The organism is Vibrio sp. A8-1, from assembly GCF_013048685.1.
GTDB lineage: Bacteria > Pseudomonadota > Gammaproteobacteria > Enterobacterales > Vibrionaceae > Vibrio > Vibrio metschnikovii.
Genome location: NZ_VHTC01000021.1, coordinates 46,457 through 66,409, shown reverse-complemented (window position 1 = coordinate 66,409; position 19,953 = coordinate 46,457). Strand labels below are relative to the sequence as shown.

At 43.2% G+C, this 19,953-nt stretch carries 16 protein-coding genes and 1 pseudogene; 8 read left to right on the top strand and 9 right to left on the bottom strand.

Going from position 1 to position 19,953, the window contains the following annotated elements; all coding sequences use genetic code 11:
• Window positions 1-122 precede the first annotated feature (122 nt).
• Both FKN93_RS12175 and FKN93_RS12170 read left to right on the top strand, forming a co-directional pair.
• Window positions 123-698 (top strand): annotated as a pseudogene (locus tag FKN93_RS12175) (FtsX-like permease family protein); the annotation flags it as partial.
• Between the two features lie 2 nt (window positions 699-700).
• Entirely contained in the window at window positions 701-2,083 is a 1,383-nt protein-coding gene (locus FKN93_RS12170) for an efflux transporter outer membrane subunit (protein ID WP_170905191.1), read from the top strand.
• Window positions 2,084-2,121: 38 nt separating this feature from the next.
• Here FKN93_RS12170 and queD read toward each other — a convergent pair whose 3' ends face one another.
• Window positions 2,122-2,481 carry a 6-carboxytetrahydropterin synthase QueD gene (queD, locus tag FKN93_RS12165; RefSeq protein WP_004395344.1) on the bottom strand — a complete coding sequence of 120 codons (360 nt, stop codon included), beginning with the start codon at window positions 2,479-2,481 and terminating at the stop codon, window positions 2,122-2,124.
• 430 nt (window positions 2,482-2,911) lie between these two features.
• On the opposite strand from queD, the gene asnS reads away from it, so the two are divergent.
• Together asnS and FKN93_RS12155 are read left to right on the top strand one after the other, a co-directional pair.
• A complete protein-coding gene (asnS, locus tag FKN93_RS12160) occupies window positions 2,912-4,312 on the top strand; it encodes an asparagine--tRNA ligase (protein WP_154168294.1) in 1,401 nt (466 codons plus the stop codon).
• Between the two features lie 211 nt (window positions 4,313-4,523).
• On the top strand, window positions 4,524-5,723 hold the full coding sequence (locus tag FKN93_RS12155) for an amino acid aminotransferase (protein WP_040904337.1): 1,200 nt from the start codon (window positions 4,524-4,526) through the stop codon (window positions 5,721-5,723).
• Window positions 5,724-5,824: 101 nt separating this feature from the next.
• Here FKN93_RS12155 and FKN93_RS12150 read toward each other — a convergent pair whose 3' ends face one another.
• Window positions 5,825-6,445, bottom strand: coding sequence for an Ail and OmpX (locus FKN93_RS12150; RefSeq protein ID WP_170905190.1), 621 nt, complete (start codon window positions 6,443-6,445; stop codon window positions 5,825-5,827).
• Between the two features lie 237 nt (window positions 6,446-6,682).
• Between FKN93_RS12150 and FKN93_RS12145 the strand changes: the two genes are divergently transcribed.
• Both FKN93_RS12145 and FKN93_RS12140 read left to right on the top strand, forming a co-directional pair.
• Window positions 6,683-8,572 carry a DUF294 nucleotidyltransferase-like domain-containing protein gene (locus FKN93_RS12145; protein ID WP_158138402.1) on the top strand — a complete coding sequence of 630 codons (1,890 nt, stop codon included), beginning with the start codon at window positions 6,683-6,685 and terminating at the stop codon, window positions 8,570-8,572.
• 7 nt (window positions 8,573-8,579) lie between these two features.
• A complete protein-coding gene (locus tag FKN93_RS12140) occupies window positions 8,580-9,296 on the top strand; it encodes a 3'-5' exonuclease (RefSeq protein ID WP_170905189.1) in 717 nt (238 codons plus the stop codon).
• A gap of 128 nt (window positions 9,297-9,424) precedes the next feature.
• On the opposite strand, the gene FKN93_RS12135 is transcribed toward FKN93_RS12140, so the two are convergent.
• Window positions 9,425-11,308, bottom strand: coding sequence for a methyl-accepting chemotaxis protein (locus tag FKN93_RS12135; RefSeq protein WP_170905188.1), 1,884 nt, complete (start codon window positions 11,306-11,308; stop codon window positions 9,425-9,427).
• Between the two features lie 224 nt (window positions 11,309-11,532).
• Complete coding sequence (locus tag FKN93_RS12130; protein WP_004395350.1) at window positions 11,533-13,107, bottom strand: BCCT family transporter; 1,575 nt, start codon at window positions 13,105-13,107, stop codon at window positions 11,533-11,535.
• Between the two features lie 629 nt (window positions 13,108-13,736).
• Between FKN93_RS12130 and FKN93_RS12125 the strand changes: the two genes are divergently transcribed.
• Entirely contained in the window at window positions 13,737-14,213 is a 477-nt protein-coding gene (locus FKN93_RS12125; protein WP_004395351.1) for a MarR family transcriptional regulator, read from the top strand.
• 69 nt (window positions 14,214-14,282) lie between these two features.
• Here FKN93_RS12125 and FKN93_RS12120 read toward each other — a convergent pair whose 3' ends face one another.
• On the bottom strand, window positions 14,283-14,669 hold the full coding sequence (locus tag FKN93_RS12120; protein ID WP_158138399.1) for a MarR family transcriptional regulator: 387 nt from the start codon (window positions 14,667-14,669) through the stop codon (window positions 14,283-14,285).
• A gap of 247 nt (window positions 14,670-14,916) precedes the next feature.
• Here FKN93_RS12120 and FKN93_RS12115 point away from each other — a divergent pair, with 247 nt between their 5' ends.
• Entirely contained in the window at window positions 14,917-15,582 is a 666-nt protein-coding gene (locus FKN93_RS12115) for a DUF2982 domain-containing protein (protein ID WP_170905187.1), read from the top strand.
• Window positions 15,583-15,648: 66 nt separating this feature from the next.
• Here the strand turns inward: FKN93_RS12115 and FKN93_RS12110 are convergent, their stop codons facing one another.
• The 4 genes from FKN93_RS12110 to FKN93_RS17670 all read right to left on the bottom strand — a co-directional run bounded on the left by FKN93_RS12110 (window position 15,649) and on the right by FKN93_RS17670 (window position 19,653).
• Window positions 15,649-16,305 carry an MBL fold metallo-hydrolase gene (locus FKN93_RS12110; RefSeq protein WP_161438151.1) on the bottom strand — a complete coding sequence of 219 codons (657 nt, stop codon included), beginning with the start codon at window positions 16,303-16,305 and terminating at the stop codon, window positions 15,649-15,651.
• A 109-nt stretch (window positions 16,306-16,414) separates the two neighbouring features.
• Entirely contained in the window at window positions 16,415-17,953 is a 1,539-nt protein-coding gene (locus FKN93_RS12105) for a L,D-transpeptidase family protein (protein ID WP_170905186.1), read from the bottom strand.
• A gap of 390 nt (window positions 17,954-18,343) precedes the next feature.
• Window positions 18,344-18,991: a GTP cyclohydrolase II gene (gene ribA / locus FKN93_RS12100; protein WP_154168307.1), complete on the bottom strand. Its 648-nt coding sequence runs from the start codon at window positions 18,989-18,991 to the stop codon at window positions 18,344-18,346.
• A 482-nt stretch (window positions 18,992-19,473) separates the two neighbouring features.
• Window positions 19,474-19,653: a hypothetical protein gene (locus FKN93_RS17670; RefSeq protein ID WP_040904340.1), complete on the bottom strand. Its 180-nt coding sequence runs from the start codon at window positions 19,651-19,653 to the stop codon at window positions 19,474-19,476.
• Window positions 19,654-19,953 lie beyond the last annotated feature (300 nt).

Genomic DNA, 19,953 nt, shown 5'->3' with positions numbered 1-19,953 from the left:
GTCAGTTCTGAGTGAAATCATCACGTCAGTCGTTGAGAAGAAACCGTACCCGAACGTTTTTGATCTATAAACTGCACATGCTTCTTCAGGCATGGTAAGTCAAGATACCTCGGTGAACGCTTACGATTAATGCACGAATGATGCGTCAAAGCCACCTTAATCGAATCACTGTACGCCTTGATGACAACATTCCTAGTGATGCGGCAGAGCAAGCGATTATCTCTTTGTTAACCATGCGTCATGGTACTAAAGATTTCTTTACGATTAATACCGACACCATTCAACAAAATATTCAAAAAACAACAGCGACCATGACCTTACTCATCTCCGCCATCGCCGTTATTTCATTAATTGTGGGGGGGATTGGCGTAATGAATATTATGCTGGTTTCGGTCACCGAACGTACCCGAGAAATCGGCGTTCGTATGGCGGTTGGTGCAAGGCAGAACGATATTTTGCGTCAGTTTCTTATCGAAGCTGTACTTGTTTGTTTGTGTGGTGGGATCATCGGAATTGCCCTCGCCTATTTAATCGGCGTCGGTTTTTCCTCATTCGGTAGTAGTTTTACCTTGATCTATTCTACCGCTTCAATCGTCTCTGCCTTTTTGTGCTCAACATTAATCGGTGTTCTATTTGGCTATCTTCCTGCGAAAAATGCCGCTCAGCTAAATCCGATTGATGCGCTTGCCCGGGAGTAAACATGTTACCTGCAACTCAATATTCCAGCTTAGCTTTATCCATGTTGCTACTGCTTGGCTGTTCCGCTCACTATGATCTTGTAGAGCCTTCTGTTTTTATTGCCACTGACTGGCACACGCCTCAACAAGAAACCAATACGGTGTGGGAAAGCCAGTGGTGGAAAAACTTTCAAGATCCTAAGCTTGATCTGTTAGTTGAGCGCGTCCTGTCCACCAACCACGACCTTGCATTGGCGACGCTCACTTTAAAACAGGCTCGCTTAAACGCGAATTTAGACCGAGATCAACAGATTCCCGATCTCGCCGCTGGGGTATCCGGTAACCGTTCAAAGGATCTCAATCATGGCGACACGTCTAACAACTATCAGGCTAGAATCAGCGTCAGTTATGAAGTGGATTTATGGGGTAAGGTTTCAGCGACAATAGATGAAAGTCAGTGGAAAGCCCTCGCGACGCAACAAGAGCGAGAAGCAACCGCTCAAAGTTTAGTGGCAACCACCGCTCAACTCTATTGGCAAATCGGCTATTTAAAACAACGAATTCGTTTAAGTCAGCAAGATATTGACAACGCTATCCAAAACTTCAATCTTGCTCAAAGTCAATATACTCATGGCGCAACCTCACGCTTGACCGTATTAGAAACCAAACGCTCACTGGCTGGATTGGAAGCGGCACACCGTGATTATCAACAACAATATCGACAAGCCAGTAATGCCTTAGCTATTTTGTTTGAGCAAGATCCTGAACAAGCCGCTATTGAAATTGATCAACAACCCGCTCAAGCCTTACCTGCTATTTCTGCAGGAATACCCGCGGAAGTTTTGGCACGTAGACCCGATGTCAAACAAGCCTTGTATCAACTTCAAGCTTTTCTGGCTGCCAAGGAGAGTACTCGCCGCAGCTATTTTCCTGCGCTCACACTAACTGGAGCTCTGGGTGGGTCATCGACGGAACTAAAAAAACTATTGAGCGATCCTATCGGTACTTTAGGCGCTGACTTAACTTTGCCATTTTTAAATTGGAATGAAATGCAGCTAAAGCGAGATATCGCACAAGTACAGTATGAATCGGCCATCATCAACTACCGTAAAACCTTGTATGCCGCTTTTCAGGATGTGGATAATGCCTTATCCGCCCGAGAAAATTATCAGTACCAAGCTGAAAAATTAGTTCAGCAATGGCAAAGCGCCGCTGAAGCAATGCGTATCTATCAAAGCCAATATCAGCATGGTGCTATACAAATTAAGACGCTATTGGATGCCCAAGAAAACGAACGTAATGCTCGAGCCGCTTTACTGGAAAACGAATATCATCAACGAGTAACCTTAAGCACCCTTTATCGAAGCCTAGGGGGGCAGACGATCCTTATAGAGGAAGAGAGTTAGACCCTTTAGCCAAGCTAACACCATAGCTTGGCTAAAAATCATCCCGTATACACACACCCGGCGGTACAGGTTTCTTTAATTTCGACCTTGCTGAGTAGCGGTAAGCTTGGTTTAAGTTGTTGCCAGATCCATTTTGCTAACACTTCGCTGGTCGGATTTTCTAATCCTTCAATGTCATTTAAATAGTAGTGATCCAAACGATCATAAATCGGTTGAAACGCCGCTTTGATCTCCGCAAAGTCAATCAACCAACCGGTATGAGCGTCCACTTCTCCAGCGACATAAAGACGAACTAAAAAAGAGTGTCCATGTAAACGACCACATTTGTGCCCTTCAGGCACATGAGGTAAATGATGGGCAGCTTCAAACATGAACTCTTTATAAATTTCGGTTTTCATCGTACAACTCAAGCTTAAAAAAAGAGCCGCCATACTACGGAATCTTGTTAAATGAAACAAGCCAAATCCAGTCAAGCACACCAACCAAAGGCGAGTATTATCCCCTCAACGGCTTGCTTAAATCGTAAATCATCATCAGTTTTACGGTAAGAATACGCTATTTATTCCATCAATTTAGCTTTTCGAATAAGAAATCAACAATCAGAGCATATTAAAGGTTGATGCGGACAAATTGACAGGTAATATGTGCCATTGAATTTGTAAAATTTTAGCCAACTCAATGTTTCGCTTTTTTCAATCAACTTGTTCAAATATGGTAACGGTATCTGTCTAAAAGACGCTAATAATTCACACGTTATCGTTATTTCAAGTCGTCAGGGAAGCAACACTTTTGAGTTGAGTTTTTACCTCAATGGAGACGATATTAACCATGACTTACGCGCCTGTAAAAGACGTATTAAGCGGCAAGCTTGCAGTAAACAGTGAAGTTACTGTTCGTGGCTGGATCCGCACACGTCGTGATTCCAAAGCTGGAATCTCTTTCCTTGCCTTATATGACGGCTCTTGTTTCGACCCGATTCAGGCCGTGGTCCCGAATTCACTCAATAATTATCAAGATGAAGTTCTCAAACTCACCACCGGATGTTCTGTAGAAATTACAGGTACGGTTGTTGAGTCTCCTGCCAGTGGTCAAGATTTCGAATTAGCGGCGACTGAACTGAAGGTTGTCGGCTGGGTAGAAGATGCGGAAACCTATCCGATGGCTAAAACTCGTCACTCTATTGAGTATTTACGTGAAGTGGCTCACCTTCGTCCACGTACTAACGTGATTGGTGCAGTTGCTCGTGTACGTAACTGTTTGTCTCAAGCGATCCATCGTTTTTATCATGAACAGGGCTATTTTTGGGTATCAGCACCACTGATCACCGCCTCTGATGCCGAAGGCGCGGGTGAGATGTTCCGTGTTTCGACTCTAGATTTCGCTAACCTGCCTCGCCAAGAAAACGGTGAGATTGACTTTAACGAAGACTTCTTCGGTAAAGAGACATTCTTAACCGTATCAGGCCAGTTAAACGCTGAAGCTTACGCTTGTGCACTGAGCAAAGTGTATACTTTTGGCCCAACCTTCCGCGCAGAAAACTCCAATACTAGCCGTCACTTAGCTGAATTTTGGATGGTAGAGCCTGAAGTTGCCTTTGCTGATTTGCACGATGTGGCTCAATTAGCTGAAGATATGCTCAAGTACGTGTTTAATGCCGTACTGACTGAACGTCGTGATGACCTTGAATTCTTTGCTTCTCGCATTGATAAAGACGCGATTACTCGTTTGGAGCAATTCGTTCAATCGGACTTTGCACAAGTTGACTATACCGATGCGATTCAAATTCTACTTGATTCTGGTCGCAAGTTTGAATTTGATGTGGAATGGGGTATCGACCTGTCTTCAGAACATGAGCGTTATCTTGCTGAAGAGCACTTCAAAGCACCGGTGATCGTTAAAAACTATCCAAAAGACATCAAAGCCTTTTATATGCGTCTTAACGACGACGGTAAAACCGTTGCCGCTATGGACGTATTAGCGCCGGGAATTGGTGAAATCATCGGTGGTTCACAGCGTGAAGAGCGTCTAGATGTTCTCGATGCGCGCATGATTGAAATGGGCATCGACCCTGAACACATGAGCTGGTACCGTGACTTACGCCGCTATGGCACCGTTCCTCATGCAGGATTTGGTCTTGGTTTTGAGCGTTTGGTCTCTTATGTGACCGGTATGGGTAACGTACGTGATGTGATTCCATTCCCACGTACACCACGCAGTGCCAACTTCTAAATTTGCTTTTCACCAAAAACCTTCGCTTCGCGGAGGTTTTTTTTCATTTTCCTTAGCGTGATGGTTGTCACTCTTCAATCAGAAAGGTATAAATACTGACAATCAATCTTCTCTCCGCACACGACTTGGCGCTATTGGTAAGCCGCACAGTGAATGCTGCTAGCATCACGGCAAAGTCAAACACGAAGAGTATCACCTTAACTTTACATGGATGGACATTATGTTTGAAAAAGTTGTCGCAGCACCTGCTGACCCTATTCTTGGTTTAACTGAAGAGTTTAAAAGCGATCCTCGGACAGACAAAATCAACTTAGGCGTCGGTATTTATAAAAACGAAGCTGGTCAAACGCCTGTCTTGGCGACGGTAAAGAAAGCCGAAGCTGCGCTGCTTGAGTCGGAGAAAACCAAATCTTATTTAACCATTGAAGGCACGGCTGAATATGGCCTAGCGGTACAAAAATTGCTGTTTGGTGAACAAGCCGACATCATTAGTGATCAACGAGCTAAAACCGCTCAAGCGCCTGGTGGTACAGGTGCGCTTCGCGTGGCGGGTGAGTTTATTAAACGTCAGCTTGGTGATGTCAAAGTCTGGATCAGTAACCCAACATGGGCCAACCATCATGGTGTATTTGGTGCAGCGGGACTTGAAACTACTGAATACACTTATTACAACGCCGAGAAAAAAGATAAAGATTTTCCAGCGATGCTTGCCGACCTTGAGCAAGCGTCTGCGGGTGATGTGGTTTTACTGCACGGTTGCTGCCATAACCCAACAGGGATTGATCCTACGTTAGAAGAGTGGGAAATTTTGGCTAAATTGGTGGCAGAAAAAGGCTTACTCCCACTGTTTGATTTTGCTTACCAAGGTTTTGCTAAAGGAGTCGAAGAGGATGCCGCTGGGCTGCGTATTTTTGCTCAATACAATCCTGAAATTTTAGTCGCCTCTTCATTTTCAAAAAATTTCGGTTTGTATAACGAGCGCGTCGGTGCGTTTACCTTAGTCGCCGCCTCAGCCGATGTGGCTAATACGGCGTTCTCACAAGTCAAAGCGATTATTCGCTCCATTTACTCGAACCCACCAGCCCATGGTGCCGCCGTAGTCACCTACATACTGCAAAACCCTGCCCTGCGCGCTGAATGGGAAGCAGAAGTCGCCGAGATGCGTGAACGGATTCAAGAAATGCGTGAACTGTTCGTTACTCGTTTACAAGAAATCGGCGTTAATGCAGATTTTAGCTTTATCGAACGCCAAAATGGCATGTTCTCTTTCTCTGGCTTAAATAAGCAGCAGGTTCAGAGACTGAAAGAAGAATTTGGTATTTATATTGTTGGCTCAGGTCGGATCAGTGTTGCTGGGATGACGAAAAACAACATGTCTCCTCTATGTGAAGGAATTAAAGTCGTTTTATAAATGGCTTATCTACCGACAGGTTGAGCAAACACAGCGATGAATATAAAGCCAAGCAGAAACAACCTCTGCTTGGCTTTTTTAATTGACATCGACATATAACGTTAATAATGAATTCGCATCGTTATGCCAACTTCATTGATATTTTGCAATTCACCATCTCGATAAGTGACAAGCCCACCTAACGCTAAGCGCTTACTCAACTGATAATCGGTTCTTAATGTAAACACGTATTCATCTTGCCAGTGATTATAATTTGCTTCGGCAAATAAACTTGCCTCCCAGTCGGGACGAATGAGGTAACGTAGCCCAATATCCGCACCAAAAACAGAGCGAGTTTCATTATCGACCGTATAATCACTGCTGATCCTTAACATCCCCACTCGGGCATGACTAACCAGATCAAGCTTGTCGATTATTGACCAATGATAGCCAGCCCCAAATCGTAAACGGTATTGTTCGATCGTCTCGTCATTAGGATGATAAAAGCGAGCACTGTAATCGGAGATCAACAATACGCGTCGCTCGGCAAGTTGATGACTCACTCCTATCGACAGTGCTGTCGTATTATCACTTTTTCCAGCGGCGTATAAACCACTCATGGTTCCCGACGTCAGCTCTGCACTAAAAAAATCATACTTCAACCGCTGTTCAACGTGAGAATTTTCCGCGTGTGCTAGCGGAAAAATCGACATCGCTATTATCAATACACTGGTTTTGTTCATCGCCATACCTATTTTCTTTATCTGGTCTTAGAATAACGGATAATCGATAAAAAAAGAGTAAGCGCTGCCTCAAATCTGCGCTGAGCCACAAAATCGTGTAGACTAGATCATTAATTAAAGAGATAGGGACTGCGAATATTGCCGATCTCGCCTTATAAATACACACCTCATCTCAAGCATATTGTGATACCAACATGGTCCAGATTAAGGATTATTTTTGGCTAAAGGAGTCCATTGATGGAAGCAGAATTAATCGAAATTAAAAACTTTCTTGCCCAATACCCGCCTTTTAATGAGCTTCCTGAATCAGCGCTTAATGAAGCCGTTCACCAAGTAGAGATTGCTTATTATCGCCAAGACACCCCAATCATTCACGCTGGCGACCATATTCAAGATTTATATATTGTCCGCAGTGGTGTAGTCGAAATTTATCGTCGTAAAGGAGAATTATATAACCGACTCTCCGAAGGTGGCTTATTTGGACAAATGGGGTTGCTCACCAATAATAAAGTGCGTTTTCCCGTTACCGCGATTGAAGACACACTCATTTATTGCATGCCGGAAGCTATATTTCAAAAGTTATACGATGAATACGATACCTTTGCGGATTATGTTGAAGTTCAAGATAATGCACGCTTACGACAAACCGTATCTAATACCCAAGAACAAAATGATTTAACGACCTCTAAAGTCAAACATTTGCTGACTCGTGAGGCCCCTTTCGTCTATAACGATGCCAGCATTCAGCAAGCTGCCATCAAAATGTCAGAAGAGAACGTCTCTTCGTTACTGATCATCGATCCCAGCATTATGAAAGACAACGAAGACGACAGCAGTCCAGTCGTTGGCATCCTTACTGATCGCGATCTTTGTCGAAGAGTGATTGCCACCGGATTAGACTTCAGCCACTCAGTGACAGAAGTCATGACTAGCGAAGTAATCGCCTTGGATCATAATGCTTATGTCTATGAAGCCATGCTATTCATGTTACGTTACAACGTGCATCATCTACCGGTGCTAAAAGAAAATAATCCGATCGGTATCGTCGATATTACCGATATCGTTCGTCATGAATCCCACAACTCATTGTTATTAGTCAGTACGATTTTCCATCAAAATAGCATTGACGATTTAGCGAATTTAGCCAAACAGGTCAAACATGCTTTCGTGCGCCTCGTTAATGAAGACGCGAACTCACATATGGTCGGCACAGCCATGTCAACGATTGGTCGTAGCTTCAAGCAACGACTATTAGAGCTGGCTGAAGAGAAGTTTGGCCCTCCGCCCGTCCCCTACTGCTTTTTAGCACTGGGGTCAATGGGACGCGATGAACAACTGATTGTCACTGATCAAGACAATGCTCTGCTGCTGGATGACAGTTATGATGAAGCCTTGCACGGCCAATATTTTGCCGACTTAGCTCAGTTTGTCTGTGATGGGCTCGATCAATGCGGTTATACCTATTGTACTGGCGAGATCATGGCGACCAACCCGATGTGGCGAATGACTCGTCAACAATGGGAAGCCTGTTTTGCCGATTGGATTGATAATCCCAACCCGAAAGCTTTACTGAATGCCTCAATTTTCTTTGACTTAGATGGGGTTTATGGCCGTCTGAAATGGGCAGAGCAACTGAATGGCTTTATTGTCCGCCGCGCCAGACGTAATAACCGCTTTTTAGCGTGCTTGGCCCGCAATGCCTTAAACCGTACTCCACCGCTCGGTTTTTTCAAAAACTTCGTCATGGAAAAAGATGGCCGCCACAATAACTCAATGAATTTAAAACGTCGCGGTACCGCTCCATTGGCGGATTTAATTCGCGTTCATGCTCTGGCAGTCGGCTCTCGAGCGAAAAACTCGTTCGAACGACTCGATGATGTCATCGATGCGGGCATCTTACCCAAAGGACGAGGGCAAGATCTGCGAGATGCCTTAGAGTTTATTTCGATGGTACGTATTCGCCATCAAGCTCTGGATGTAGAAAATAATAATGAACCCGATAACAACATTGAGCCAGAAAATCTCTCTGAATTTGAACGACGTAATTTAAAAGATGCCTTTCAAATTTTGAGTAACGGACAAAACTTCCTTAAATATCGTTATCAAGCAAGCAGCAATTTTAAATAAGGTGAGCATGAAAGGACTATTTCAAGCGCCAAGTATCAATTGGCTTTATAAATATCGAGCGAAACAAAAGCTTGCCCAATCCCCTTTGCTGCAACGTTTTTATCAAGCGGAACTGGCTGATGGCAATTCGCCGTTAGGTGAGATTGAGTTTGTCGCAATGGATTTTGAAACCACCGGGCTTGATGAAAATAAAGATGAAATTATCACCATCGGCTTAGTACCCTTCACTTTACAGCGCGTCTATCTTAAGCGAGCGCAGCACTGGATCGTTCGTCCTCGACAAAAATTAGACGAGGGCTCGGTGATCATTCACGGCATCACGCACAGTGATATTATGCACGCCCCTGATTTAAGTGAGGTGTTCGAAGCGTTATTAACCGCACTGGAAGGGAAAATCGTTGTGGCCCACTACCATAAAATTGAGCGTGAGTTTTTGGATCAAGCCTTTAAACGGCGAATAAATGAAGGCATTGAGTTTCCAATTATCGATACCATGCAACTCGAAGCGGAGATTCAAAAACGCCTCACCGCAGGGATTTGGAATAAACTGCGCGGTAAGAAACCGCAATCACTGCGTTTAGGGCAAGCCCGACAACGCTATGGTTTACCGGCTTATAATCCTCATCACGCCCTGACGGATGCGATTGCTACAGCAGAACTGATGCAGGCGCAAATCGCCCATCATTATTCACCAGATGATCGGCTTAAACATTTTTGGTTATAGCTTTTCACTGAAGTCGTTATCACTAGTCTCAAGGATCAACATAGGGAGCTTTCGCTCCCTATTATTTATCATAAACAAACTATCGCGAATGACTTAAGTTTATCAGCTCATCTGTTATCAATTAAAACTTATAACTTAAAGCGACGGATCTCTTGGTCAAGCTGATAAGAAAGTTGTGATAGCTCCGCCGCTTGAGCTGCAGCTTCATGGGCTTCTTCAGCGAGATCGTTCGAGACATCGCGAATGCCTACCGTGTTGCGCGTAATCTCAGAGGTGACGGATGCCTGCTCTTCAGCGGCTGAGGCAATCTGAGTTGCCATATCACTGATACGCTCAACCGCATGATGAATTTGCATTAAGCTCGCGGCTGCAGAGTGCGCATCATCAACACTCGTATCGGCTAACATTCGGCTATCATTCATGATCCCGACCGCTTTGCCTGTCGTGCCTTGCAGCATTTCAATCATGGTTTGAATTTCTTTGGTTGAGGCGTGAGTACGTTGACTCAGTACCCGCACTTCATCCGCAACCACCGCAAAGCCGCGACCTTGTTCTCCAGCACGAGCCGCTTCGATCGCCGCATTCAATGCCAATAGATTGGTCTGTTCTGCAATGCCTTGAATGGTTGAAAGAATAGTACTGATCTGATTACCATGCTCTTCCAGCTCTTGAATGACGCCTGTTGCTACCTGCACTTCTTTCGCTAAAGAAAGAATAGAGTTCTGCGTTTGCGACACTTGCTTAGAGCCATCGACACAAGCGGTTACCGCCTCGGATGAGTTTTGCGCAGTATGCTCAGAGTTGTTAGCAATCTCCTGGGTCGCAGCGGCCATTTCATTGATCGCTGTGGCGACCATATTGATTTCATCTTGCTGCATGCGAATACGTGCACTACGTTCTTCAGCATGCGCGGCGGTCATATGCGATTGTGATGAAAGTGACGCAGAAACCTCACTCAATTTACTGACCATGGTATGCATATTGCCAACAAAAATATTGAAATTATTCGCTAATTGCCCCACTTCATCGTCACTACGTGGCTCTAAGCGTTGCGTTAAATCACCATCTCCGGTTGCGATTTCTTCTAATGCTTTAGAAACTCGTAATAAATCTCTGAATAAAAAGCTGACTAACCAAGAGACGATCAACACCACAATCAAGGTGATGAAAATCGCTGTGATCAACAAGCCGGTGAGCAATTGAGTATGTGCTGCGAATTCGGTATTTTTATCCATCTGCACAGCAAATACCCATGGCGTATCCGCGACTCTATCGAAGTAAAACAAGCTCTCTTGACCGTTATGGTTCAGTGTCATTAGCTGACGGCTATTGGCGGCTTGCTGAATAGCATTCATGGTTAATGCGCTATCGAGCGAACTGACAGGCTTTAAAAGCAATCGTTTGTCTGGATGTGCCAGAAAATAGCCGTCTTGGGTATCAATCAGCATCGTGTAAGCATTATCACCCGCGTCGATACTCAACACATCACTGATTAATTGATCAATCAATACATCAGCACCGACCACACCACGTAACTGACCATTGTGACGAATAGGTTCAGCAATAGTCACTAATAAAGCATTAGTGATCGCATCTTGATATGCCGTGGTAATAATTTGCTTACCCGCATTCGCGGCATCGCGATACCAAAGACGAGTACGAGGGTCATAATCAGCTCGGTTGCGCTCTGGATGGGAGCGATACATTTCACCGTTAACAGTACCAAAGAAAATATCGTCAAATCCGCCCGCTTTACGCGCCTGTTGTAAAAAAGGCACCACATCAGGTTGTACGGTATAGTCATTAAAAGCGGTGGAAATATCTTTTCGGATCGAAATCCAATCAGAAATACCTTTCGATGCCGTTTCAGAAATGGCTTGTGCACGGGCAAGTACACCACGACTGGTTTGTTGTTTGAGTTGATCGGCTGACAACCAAGTTAATGCGGCCGCCATCACGACGACCGCTGACAGGCTGGTGCCAATAAGCTTTTGTTTTAGGGTTAATTTCATAGTGAATTATCGCTGATAAAAGGAACAGTTGGGCGGCAAATAATAGCGAGGTTTATAAGCGTTTGCACGCATTATGTAAAAATAAACACCGTTGCAATAACTATCTGCTTTTAATCACATTACCGTCAAATTAGTGACAAATGTCATCATTCCAACATTATTCGTCTATCAACAAAAAAAGCTGGCTCAGCCAGCTTTTTTAAACCTCTATGTATCCACTTGACTTACTTTTTCAGCTCTGTACGCATGCCCATCACCAAACTAACGCACATCAGTAATAAGACAAAAGTAAAGGGTAAAGCCGTCGAAATCGCACCAGCTTGCAAAGCTTGAACGGCCTGCGCACCACCGATCCACAGTAAGGCTATGGCAATCGCCCCTTCCATGATTGCCCAGAAAATTCGCTGTAACACTGGCGCATCCATTTTACCGCCAGACGTAATGCTATCAATAACCAATGAACCAGAATCAGATGAAGTAATGAAAAACACCAACACTAACACTACCGCGATAATCGAGAGTAAAGTCCCCAGTGGTAATACATCAAACATTTGGAACATGGCTAATGACACATCCGTTAAACCTTTTTGACCTAATTCGCCAACACCGCCTATCACCTGCTCAATCGCTAATCCACCAAATACAGACATCCAGATCACAGTGACGGCTGTTGGAATCAGTAACACTGCGGTAATAAACTCACGAACCGTCCGCCCCTTTGATACCCGAGCAATAAACATACCGACAAATGGTGACCATGAGATCCACCATGCCCAATAGAAAACGGTCCAACCTTGGAACCACGCTTCATCTTCACGTCCATGAGGGTTACTTAATGGAATGATATTTTCAATGTACGACATCAATGTGGTTGGAATCGACGCAAAAGTGACCGCATAACCAATCAGAGCAACTAACGCGACAAGTAATAAGGCTACAATCATGTTGATATTAGAGATCACTTTGACCCCGCCATCAATTCCACGAATGACCGAAATCGTCGCTAATGCGGTTACCACTAGGATAACAATGATTTGTAATCCTATTCCTGCATCAAGACCAAACACGTGATGAATACCACTTGCGGCTTGTTGAGCCCCTAAACCTAGCGAAGTAGCAAGGCCAAATAACGTCGCTAATACCGCTAAAATATCAACCAGATGCCCTGGCCATCCCCACGTTTTATCACCGAGAATAGGATAAAAAATAGAACGAATAGATAAAGGCAACCCTTTGTTATAACAGAAAAATGCCAGCGATAAGGCAACAACAGCATAAATCGCCCAAGGATGGAGTCCCCAATGATACATGGTCGCGCCTAAAGCTAATCTTGCCGCTTCTGGTGTACCGGCCTCTACACCTAATGGTGTTTCATACCATCCCGTAAAATAAGCAACTGGTTCCGCGACACTCCAAAACATCAAACCAATGCCCATGCCGGCGGCAAAGAGCATCGATAACCATGAGATCACCGAGTAATCAGCCACCGCATCTTTACCACCCAAGCGAATTTTACCAAATGGTGATACAATCAAAGCCAAACAAAAAATCACAAAAAGGTTACCCGACCAAATGAATAACCAATCAAATGAGCCAATAATTTTCCATTTAACCCCGTCTAGTGCATTCTTAGCGGTATCAGCATCCACCAACAGAGTGGCGAGTAAAAATAAACCAATTAATCCCGCACTGATGCCAAATACAGGGTTATGAACATCAAACCCCCACTTCTGCACATTATCCTGACCGACTGTATAGTCGGTACTGTCAATGCTGTACTTGTCTATTCCTTTTGTCATTGATCTTCTCTTTTTGGTAACGACAGACAAAATTCAGTAACCATGACAACGAAATAAATTCACAGACTTACCATTAAAATATATTTCGTACTCATAACTAAAGAATTCATTTAAGGGGCGATATATTACAGAAAATTAGATTAAAATCCACAAAACAAAGTTATTGAGGATAAAAATCGACCATTTTACAGTAAATTATCGCTAAAAGTTACAAGCCACCACCACAATTTAGTTCGAGCTCAAACATTTAATGGGCATTGGTTTACTGGTAAGTAATGTGTGCTATTCACGAAATCGTTCACTCAAATACCTATTGTATCCATGGCATTTCAATCCATCGTTTCGAGACTTGTGAGATTTTGGAGGTATCCTCGCCTGCCCAAATAATGGCGATTACAGTTAGGCAGCAGGTGAGTGATAAATTTGCTCAGCGAGAGGCAGAGCTTGACTAAGCAATCCGCAGATAAATCTTCCTCATCAGTATAGAGAAAGGACCGGATTGGCGATGGACGAACGTTACTCACACTACGGTAGCTTGCAGTAGGAAGACGATTTCTCTACTTTTCAATTATCCCCAACTAAGGTATGGTCCGATCCAATTGGTCTCTTGTTTGTTGTAGGTAAATATTGTGGAAAAACACGAAGAGGTGTTGGTTGCGATTCGTCAAATTATCCGAGCCATCGATTTGCATTCAAAAAAATTAAGCAAATACGCAGGGTTGACGGGACCGCAGTTGATTTTGATGCGTTCAATTGAAGAGTTGGGGGAAGTTACCATTCGTCAATTGTCAAAACATACTAACATGAGTCAAGCAACAGCCACGACCATCCTAGACCGCTTAGAGCGGAATCAATACGTACAACGTGTTAGAAGTAGCACCGATAAACGTAAAGTCCATGCCCATTTAACAGAAACTGGCCGAGAACTCTTGGCTCGCGCACCACAGCCGCTACAAGACAGTTTTGTGGAACAATTTCAGCATTTGGCCGATTGGGAGCAAAGTTTATTACTCTCATCGGTTCAACGTTTATCTGCAATGATGAATGCAGAAAAGATGGATGTCGCACCGATGCTGGAAATTGGCAGCATCACCAAAATTGAGTAAGTTTGACAATCAGTACCGTTCTACAACTGCCGCCTGAGTGACAAGAGCAGTTGTAGAATCTTTAATTATTTACAGCGCTTTATAAATAACCTTGTTGCCCGCCTGGGACTCTCTGGTAATTAATTCAACTTCAAGTAGTTTCTTTAATGCCCCTGTCGCCCAAGACGCCGCTTTACTCTCTTCTTGTCCTGCCGCCAAACCAATCCCTTTAGGATTAATACCTTCCGCATTCGCGACAACAATATCAAATACTTGTTGCTGCTTAGGGGTTAACACGATCTCTGCACGTGTTGTTGGTGAAACGGGTTCACTTGATGGGTGTGCCGTTTTCTTTGCAACGACAGGATTAACGGCTACAGGCTTGGCTGTTTTTGGTGCTGAGGTAATGTTTGCTACCATCGCTATGATGCGTTTTTGCAGTTTTGCCTGCACTTTACGCTTATGAGCAAGTCTCATCGAGTATCTCTCCATTTCACTGCACAAGATGCAGTGGTGAAAATTTGAAGCGCGTTTTATAGCAAAATTCATCGACCTTTTGTAGGGTATCGCTCAAGTTCAGACGACAAAAACGAGATTTAAACCATAAGCGACTAGAATTTAAACAGTAAATCATTATTTGCTGTTTACGATTTCAGTGAGGATCAGTGATCATTGTCAACGAACATTGAGTATTAATCATAAAGTATTTGCATGCGAGGTCGGTATGCCAACAATCCACTTATCTAATTATCAATTTGATCGACATTCACCTTACGTCAAAATCGGTTTATTGATCGTGTTGTTGATCATTACTGCTTTGATTCGCTTATCGAACAGTTGGCAACAAGCGTCAGTTTCGGTGATGTGTGTGTTGATTTTATGTGGTGTTGGTTATTGGCTAGCACGTAAAAGTTGGGTTGGTTTTACTCTCACCGCCAGTCACTTACAGCAACATTTTTACTATGGTGGATGGGTAGTGAAATGGCAAAATATCAGTCAAATTGGAATATGCACCCATCAACAAGAGGGTTGGCATCAGCCGCTGCCATGGATAGGTGTTCGTTTAAAAAATTATAGCCCTTTTTTAGACGGGATTTGCCCAAGAATTGCTCGAGAAATGTTATTTAACCAACGAGCTTTACTGTATTTAGGCATGAAGCAGCATGATAAAAGCCTGCTTTTTGAAGACATCGTATTAGACTCTACCCCCTATACGGATCCACAAGGCAAAGTATACACTGGCCTAATGGCGATGCTCGCTAACCGTATGCAGCATCAACGTAATTTTTATGGCTTTGATGTCTTCATCTCGGAGAATGATCTTGACCGTTCTGCTGATGAATTTATTGGTCTGGCTCGACGCTATCTCGCCGCAGCCAAACCAGAATAAGAAAAGTTTGGTTTAGAGACCACCGAACCTTCCCTACTTGTCATAGTAAACGTAATATCTATTCTGCTAGTAAAGCGGCATTTCATCGGCTACAAAGGGATTACTCGCACGTTCACGACCAAACGTTGACGTCGGTCCGTGGCCAGGAATAAACGTCACGTGATTGCCCAATGGCCACAATTTGTTCTTAATAGAATCAATTAAGGTGTTGAAATCGCCCTGTGGGAAATCCGTCCGTCCAATACTGCCATTGAAAAGCACATCGCCTACAAACGCTAAGCTGGCTTCTTCACTAAATAAAACCACATGACCTGGGGTATGGCCTGGCGTATGCAAGACAGTAAGTGTCTGGTTGCCAAACGTGACGGTATCACCTTCATCTAACCATTGATGAGGCTCAAAGGCTTCTGTCAGCGGAAAACCAAACATTTGACTCTGCCCTTCTAAGCCCTGCAACCAAAAGTTATCGGCTTTATGAGGACCAATAATGTCAACATTACCCAACAATGTAGCGAGAGGCTGTGTTCCCCCGACATGATCCAAATGACCATGAGTCAGAACCAGTTTAACTACCTGAACACCTAGTTGATCAATCAACATTTTCAGTTGTTTTACATCACCACCGGGATCAACAACGATACCTTGCATGGTTTCATCGCACCATACAATCGAACAATTTTGCGCAAACGGAGTAACGGGGACAATTTGATACTTCAAAGACATGAGAAAACCTGAACAACCAGCAAAAAATTATCACCAACTATGACATTCTCACTACGTTTTGACAAGTCGCGCTCGCGACTCACATCACTTGACGTGATAAGGAGAGTCGCTAATGAGTCACTAGCTTATCGAGACGATAGATATCTTCTCTAAAATGCAATTGTCCTGCGTCATACCATGCTGTTTGATAAATGATCTGCACTGGTATGCGCTGTCTTAATGGGATTGCTTGGTTCACTGAGCTACTTTGCGGAGCAAATTGTTGAGAGTCTAACCCCTGTTTAGTTAACAACATATTGGCAAATTGATCGGCATGTTCAACCCGAATACAACCCGAGCTAAACGCTCTTGAGTCACGCTCAAATAAGTATTTACTTGGAGTATCATGCAAAAAGATCGCTCGGCGATTCGGAGTGTTAAATTTATATAATCCCAGAGCATTATGATAGCCCGCTCTTTGACGCATACGATAGGGGAATGCCTCTAATGAGATATTTTCCCAATCTATCGATGTCGGATCTAGAGTCTGCGTCGCTCCCCAACGCGGTAGAATCTCTAGATTCTGACGATCTAAATAACGAAGATCTCGCTTCGCTATCGGTAAAATATCTTCCACCATGATTTTATAGGGAATATTCCAAGTGGGATTAACAATTAAAGAATCCAAACGAGTCGTCATGACTGGCGTCGGTCGTGAAATGCGTCCGACCACCACCTTTGATTGAAAGACGTTTTCCCCCGCATGCCAATATTTCAATTCAAAACTCGGTACATTAACCACAATGGATGTGTTACTGGTTGGCCATAAACGCATTCGCTCAGCATTCAAGGCAATCAGACCCAAACGTTCTTCAACGGAGAGATTAAGCCATTTTAATGTCTGCGGACCAATCACACCGTCAGCGGTTAGTCCATGTAACTGCTGAAAATGCTTTATGGGTTCGATTAATGAATTATCGTACCAAGAGACATCATCACGAATCACTGTGACATCAATATTGACCAGAGCTAAACGCTGGATCAAGGTAGGACGGTCGTCCAACTTATCGCCCGGCCGTTTCAGACCCGCTTGTCGATAAAGCGGTAATGGTGTCGCTTTGAGCGCAGATAAAAAACCGTGAGCATAAACCAATTGATGATAAGCGGGATCTTGTGGTGCATGCTGCAAAACTAAATCAGCCATCGCTGGCGTACCAGCGGCAACAGACAGAGCTAACCGTGAAGATGCACTCGGCAAAGGCAAAGCGTAGTTAAGTTTACCGTTAAAAAACCAATCAATCCCTTGTTGAGTGGCTAATTGAGCATAACTAAGATAGCCGATAATGGTGTCTGTCGCTAAAACATCATATTGAACCCATGCTTGTTGTTCACTCAAGGCTCGTAATTGCTTATAGCGTTTTGAAAATAACGGACTAATATTCGCTTGATGGATCAGCGCAAGTTGCTGCTCAAAATAGACTCGACTCAACTCATCTCGCCAAATTAATTGATACTGATTACGCTGATAGAGTTTCTCGACTTGTTGAGGATAATGTAACGCATACTCACTTTGTCCTTTGAGATCAGGAAGTTGAACCACTGGCGTATTGGCAAAAAGTGGCAAACTAATCCAAAGCAAAACAATGGCCATCAATGAGTAACGCTTCATATTTTTAGTGCTCCCTTGGCTAACCGGTAGCATTGGTTAATTTAGGATAGGTGAGCATAGACGATACCCATCACTAAACCGTCCAACCGATGTTGGAGTAAGTATGGCAAATATTCCCCGCTTTACCCACTCTTTATCCAAATTGATCTCGATGGCTAAGCCAAACGTTTATCGGCTGCTCTTGAGCAAGTAGCGCGTTATCTTGATAGGCTATCGACAGGAAAAATCTGCAACGTACAAACGACAAACCCCATCATTTCAAATCAAGAAATGATGGGGTTTGGGCATAAAATTTTAATGAGCAGTCATAGAAAATATCACGTAGATGACGCCGATGGAGAAACACACATCGATATCGCAGAGACTTCTTACACTGAAAAAGATAACCGCTTATAACTTCAAATGATGTTTACCATGTGAGACTTTCGCTTTTAAATAGTCTTCATTACCATTTTTAATGTGTGCAGCTGTATTAACGACACTGATAATTTCAATACCGTGCTCTTGTAATTCTCTTATTTTCTTAGGGTTATTCGTTACTAAACGAATCTTAGTCACCCCAAGTGCTTTTAGCATTTGCGCAGCTTCGGTAAAATCGCGCAAATCATCACCAAAGCCAAGATGATTATTGGCTTGATATGTATCCATGCCTTGGCTTTGTAAGCGATAAGCATCAATCTTATTATACAAGCCGATTCCACGACCTTCTTGACGCAAATAGAGAATGATACCGCCATATTCGCCCATCTTAGTAATGGTCTCTTCAAGTTGCTCCCCACAGTCACACCTTGAAGAATGGAAAACATCGCCAGTTAGACACTCAGAATGCATTCTAACTAATGGAATAGGTTGTGTTTTATCTGCCGCTTGAAAGATAACGGCTACGTGTTCTTTATCCGATTGTAAACCTCGGAATGAAAGAATCTCAGCATCAATATTACTTTTCAAGCCAACTTTAAAGTCGACTCTGGCTCTCACTTCCGCCATATCTTTACTCACTTGAATTCGTTCTGACTGCACGCTAGTTATGGTATGCATAAGGTTACTCTTATCTGATGATTTTTACTATGGAGACTAATACCCCATTTTTCAACGAAAAGATCACAATAAGCTCAAATTGTTATATTATAACAATTCATTAAGATCGCAACAAAAGAGTGAAGAGCTTATACCCAAACGACTTGAAGTTGTAGGTAGGCGGCAAGTGAGTGAATCCCCATGAGCATAGGCAAACGATGTGATTGGGATGAACGAACGTAGCTAACACCGCTGCAGCTTCAAGTCGGAAGGGGATAGATAGTGAGGCTTGTGGCCAACATTGCAGCATAAAGAATATGCGAACCTATCCAGACTAGACTGGCGTCAATCAAGCAGAAAAAGTGTGGCACTTAAGAAGTCGTAAGAAAAGATGGTCAAAAAAAAGAATAGCTAAATGATAAAATAGATAGACGATGCTCTGTTCAATCAAAAATGATGATATCATCGAGATCCATTCATTAGTCGATGTTACCATTTTTGAATTAATGACTTTGCGAGCGCTTCCAAACCGCTAATTCAACCCAAATTTGCTCTAGCTCTTTTAATTCTTCTTCAGTTAACAACGATAAGGTCGTGGTTTGCTGGGGCAAAGCATAAGACTGAAACGCGCTAATTTGCGCATAAAAATCTTTTTTTAATTGCGAGATTATGGCGTAGTCCACGGCAAATATCCTATGGTGATTTGATTATAATTTACTCTAAAAATAATATCACTTCCTGTTAATATCTAGCAAGAATATTTTAGAATTGCAATAATAATCACACTATTTATTTATATTAGCCAATAAAGCGTTTTGAATCTAAGACGATCACCAATACGTTGACTATATAATAAAAGGGATCATTGAGAGTGAGTGAAGAGTAAAATCATGACAGGAAATGATCGCTCAATTATATCGATCGTTCTTAATGATCCTATTATGATCTTAATATCTGCACTTCTTTTAACCATAAAAAAGACC

Bases quoted from the DNA above. Each gene is read 5' to 3' on its own strand.
- FKN93_RS12170 (WP_170905191.1), top strand. From the start codon at position 701: ATGTTACCTGCAACTCAATATTCCAGCTTAGCTTTATCCATGTTGCTA.
- queD (WP_004395344.1), bottom strand. From the start codon at position 2,481: ATGAAAACCGAAATTTATAAAGAGTTCATGTTTGAAGCTGCCCATCAT.
- asnS (WP_154168294.1), top strand. From the start codon at position 2,912: ATGACTTACGCGCCTGTAAAAGACGTATTAAGCGGCAAGCTTGCAGTA.
- FKN93_RS12155 (WP_040904337.1), top strand. From the start codon at position 4,524: ATGGACATTATGTTTGAAAAAGTTGTCGCAGCACCTGCTGACCCTATT.
- FKN93_RS12150 (WP_170905190.1), bottom strand. From the start codon at position 6,445: ATGAACAAAACCAGTGTATTGATAATAGCGATGTCGATTTTTCCGCTA.
- FKN93_RS12145 (WP_158138402.1), top strand. From the start codon at position 6,683: ATGGAAGCAGAATTAATCGAAATTAAAAACTTTCTTGCCCAATACCCG.
- FKN93_RS12140 (WP_170905189.1), top strand. From the start codon at position 8,580: ATGAAAGGACTATTTCAAGCGCCAAGTATCAATTGGCTTTATAAATAT.
- FKN93_RS12135 (WP_170905188.1), bottom strand. From the start codon at position 11,308: ATGAAATTAACCCTAAAACAAAAGCTTATTGGCACCAGCCTGTCAGCG.
- FKN93_RS12130 (WP_004395350.1), bottom strand. From the start codon at position 13,107: ATGACAAAAGGAATAGACAAGTACAGCATTGACAGTACCGACTATACA.
- FKN93_RS12120 (WP_158138399.1), bottom strand. From the start codon at position 14,669: ATGAGACTTGCTCATAAGCGTAAAGTGCAGGCAAAACTGCAAAAACGC.
- FKN93_RS12115 (WP_170905187.1), top strand. From the start codon at position 14,917: ATGCCAACAATCCACTTATCTAATTATCAATTTGATCGACATTCACCT.
- FKN93_RS12110 (WP_161438151.1), bottom strand. From the start codon at position 16,305: ATGTCTTTGAAGTATCAAATTGTCCCCGTTACTCCGTTTGCGCAAAAT.
- FKN93_RS12105 (WP_170905186.1), bottom strand. From the start codon at position 17,953: ATGAAGCGTTACTCATTGATGGCCATTGTTTTGCTTTGGATTAGTTTG.
- ribA (WP_154168307.1), bottom strand. From the start codon at position 18,991: ATGCATACCATAACTAGCGTGCAGTCAGAACGAATTCAAGTGAGTAAA.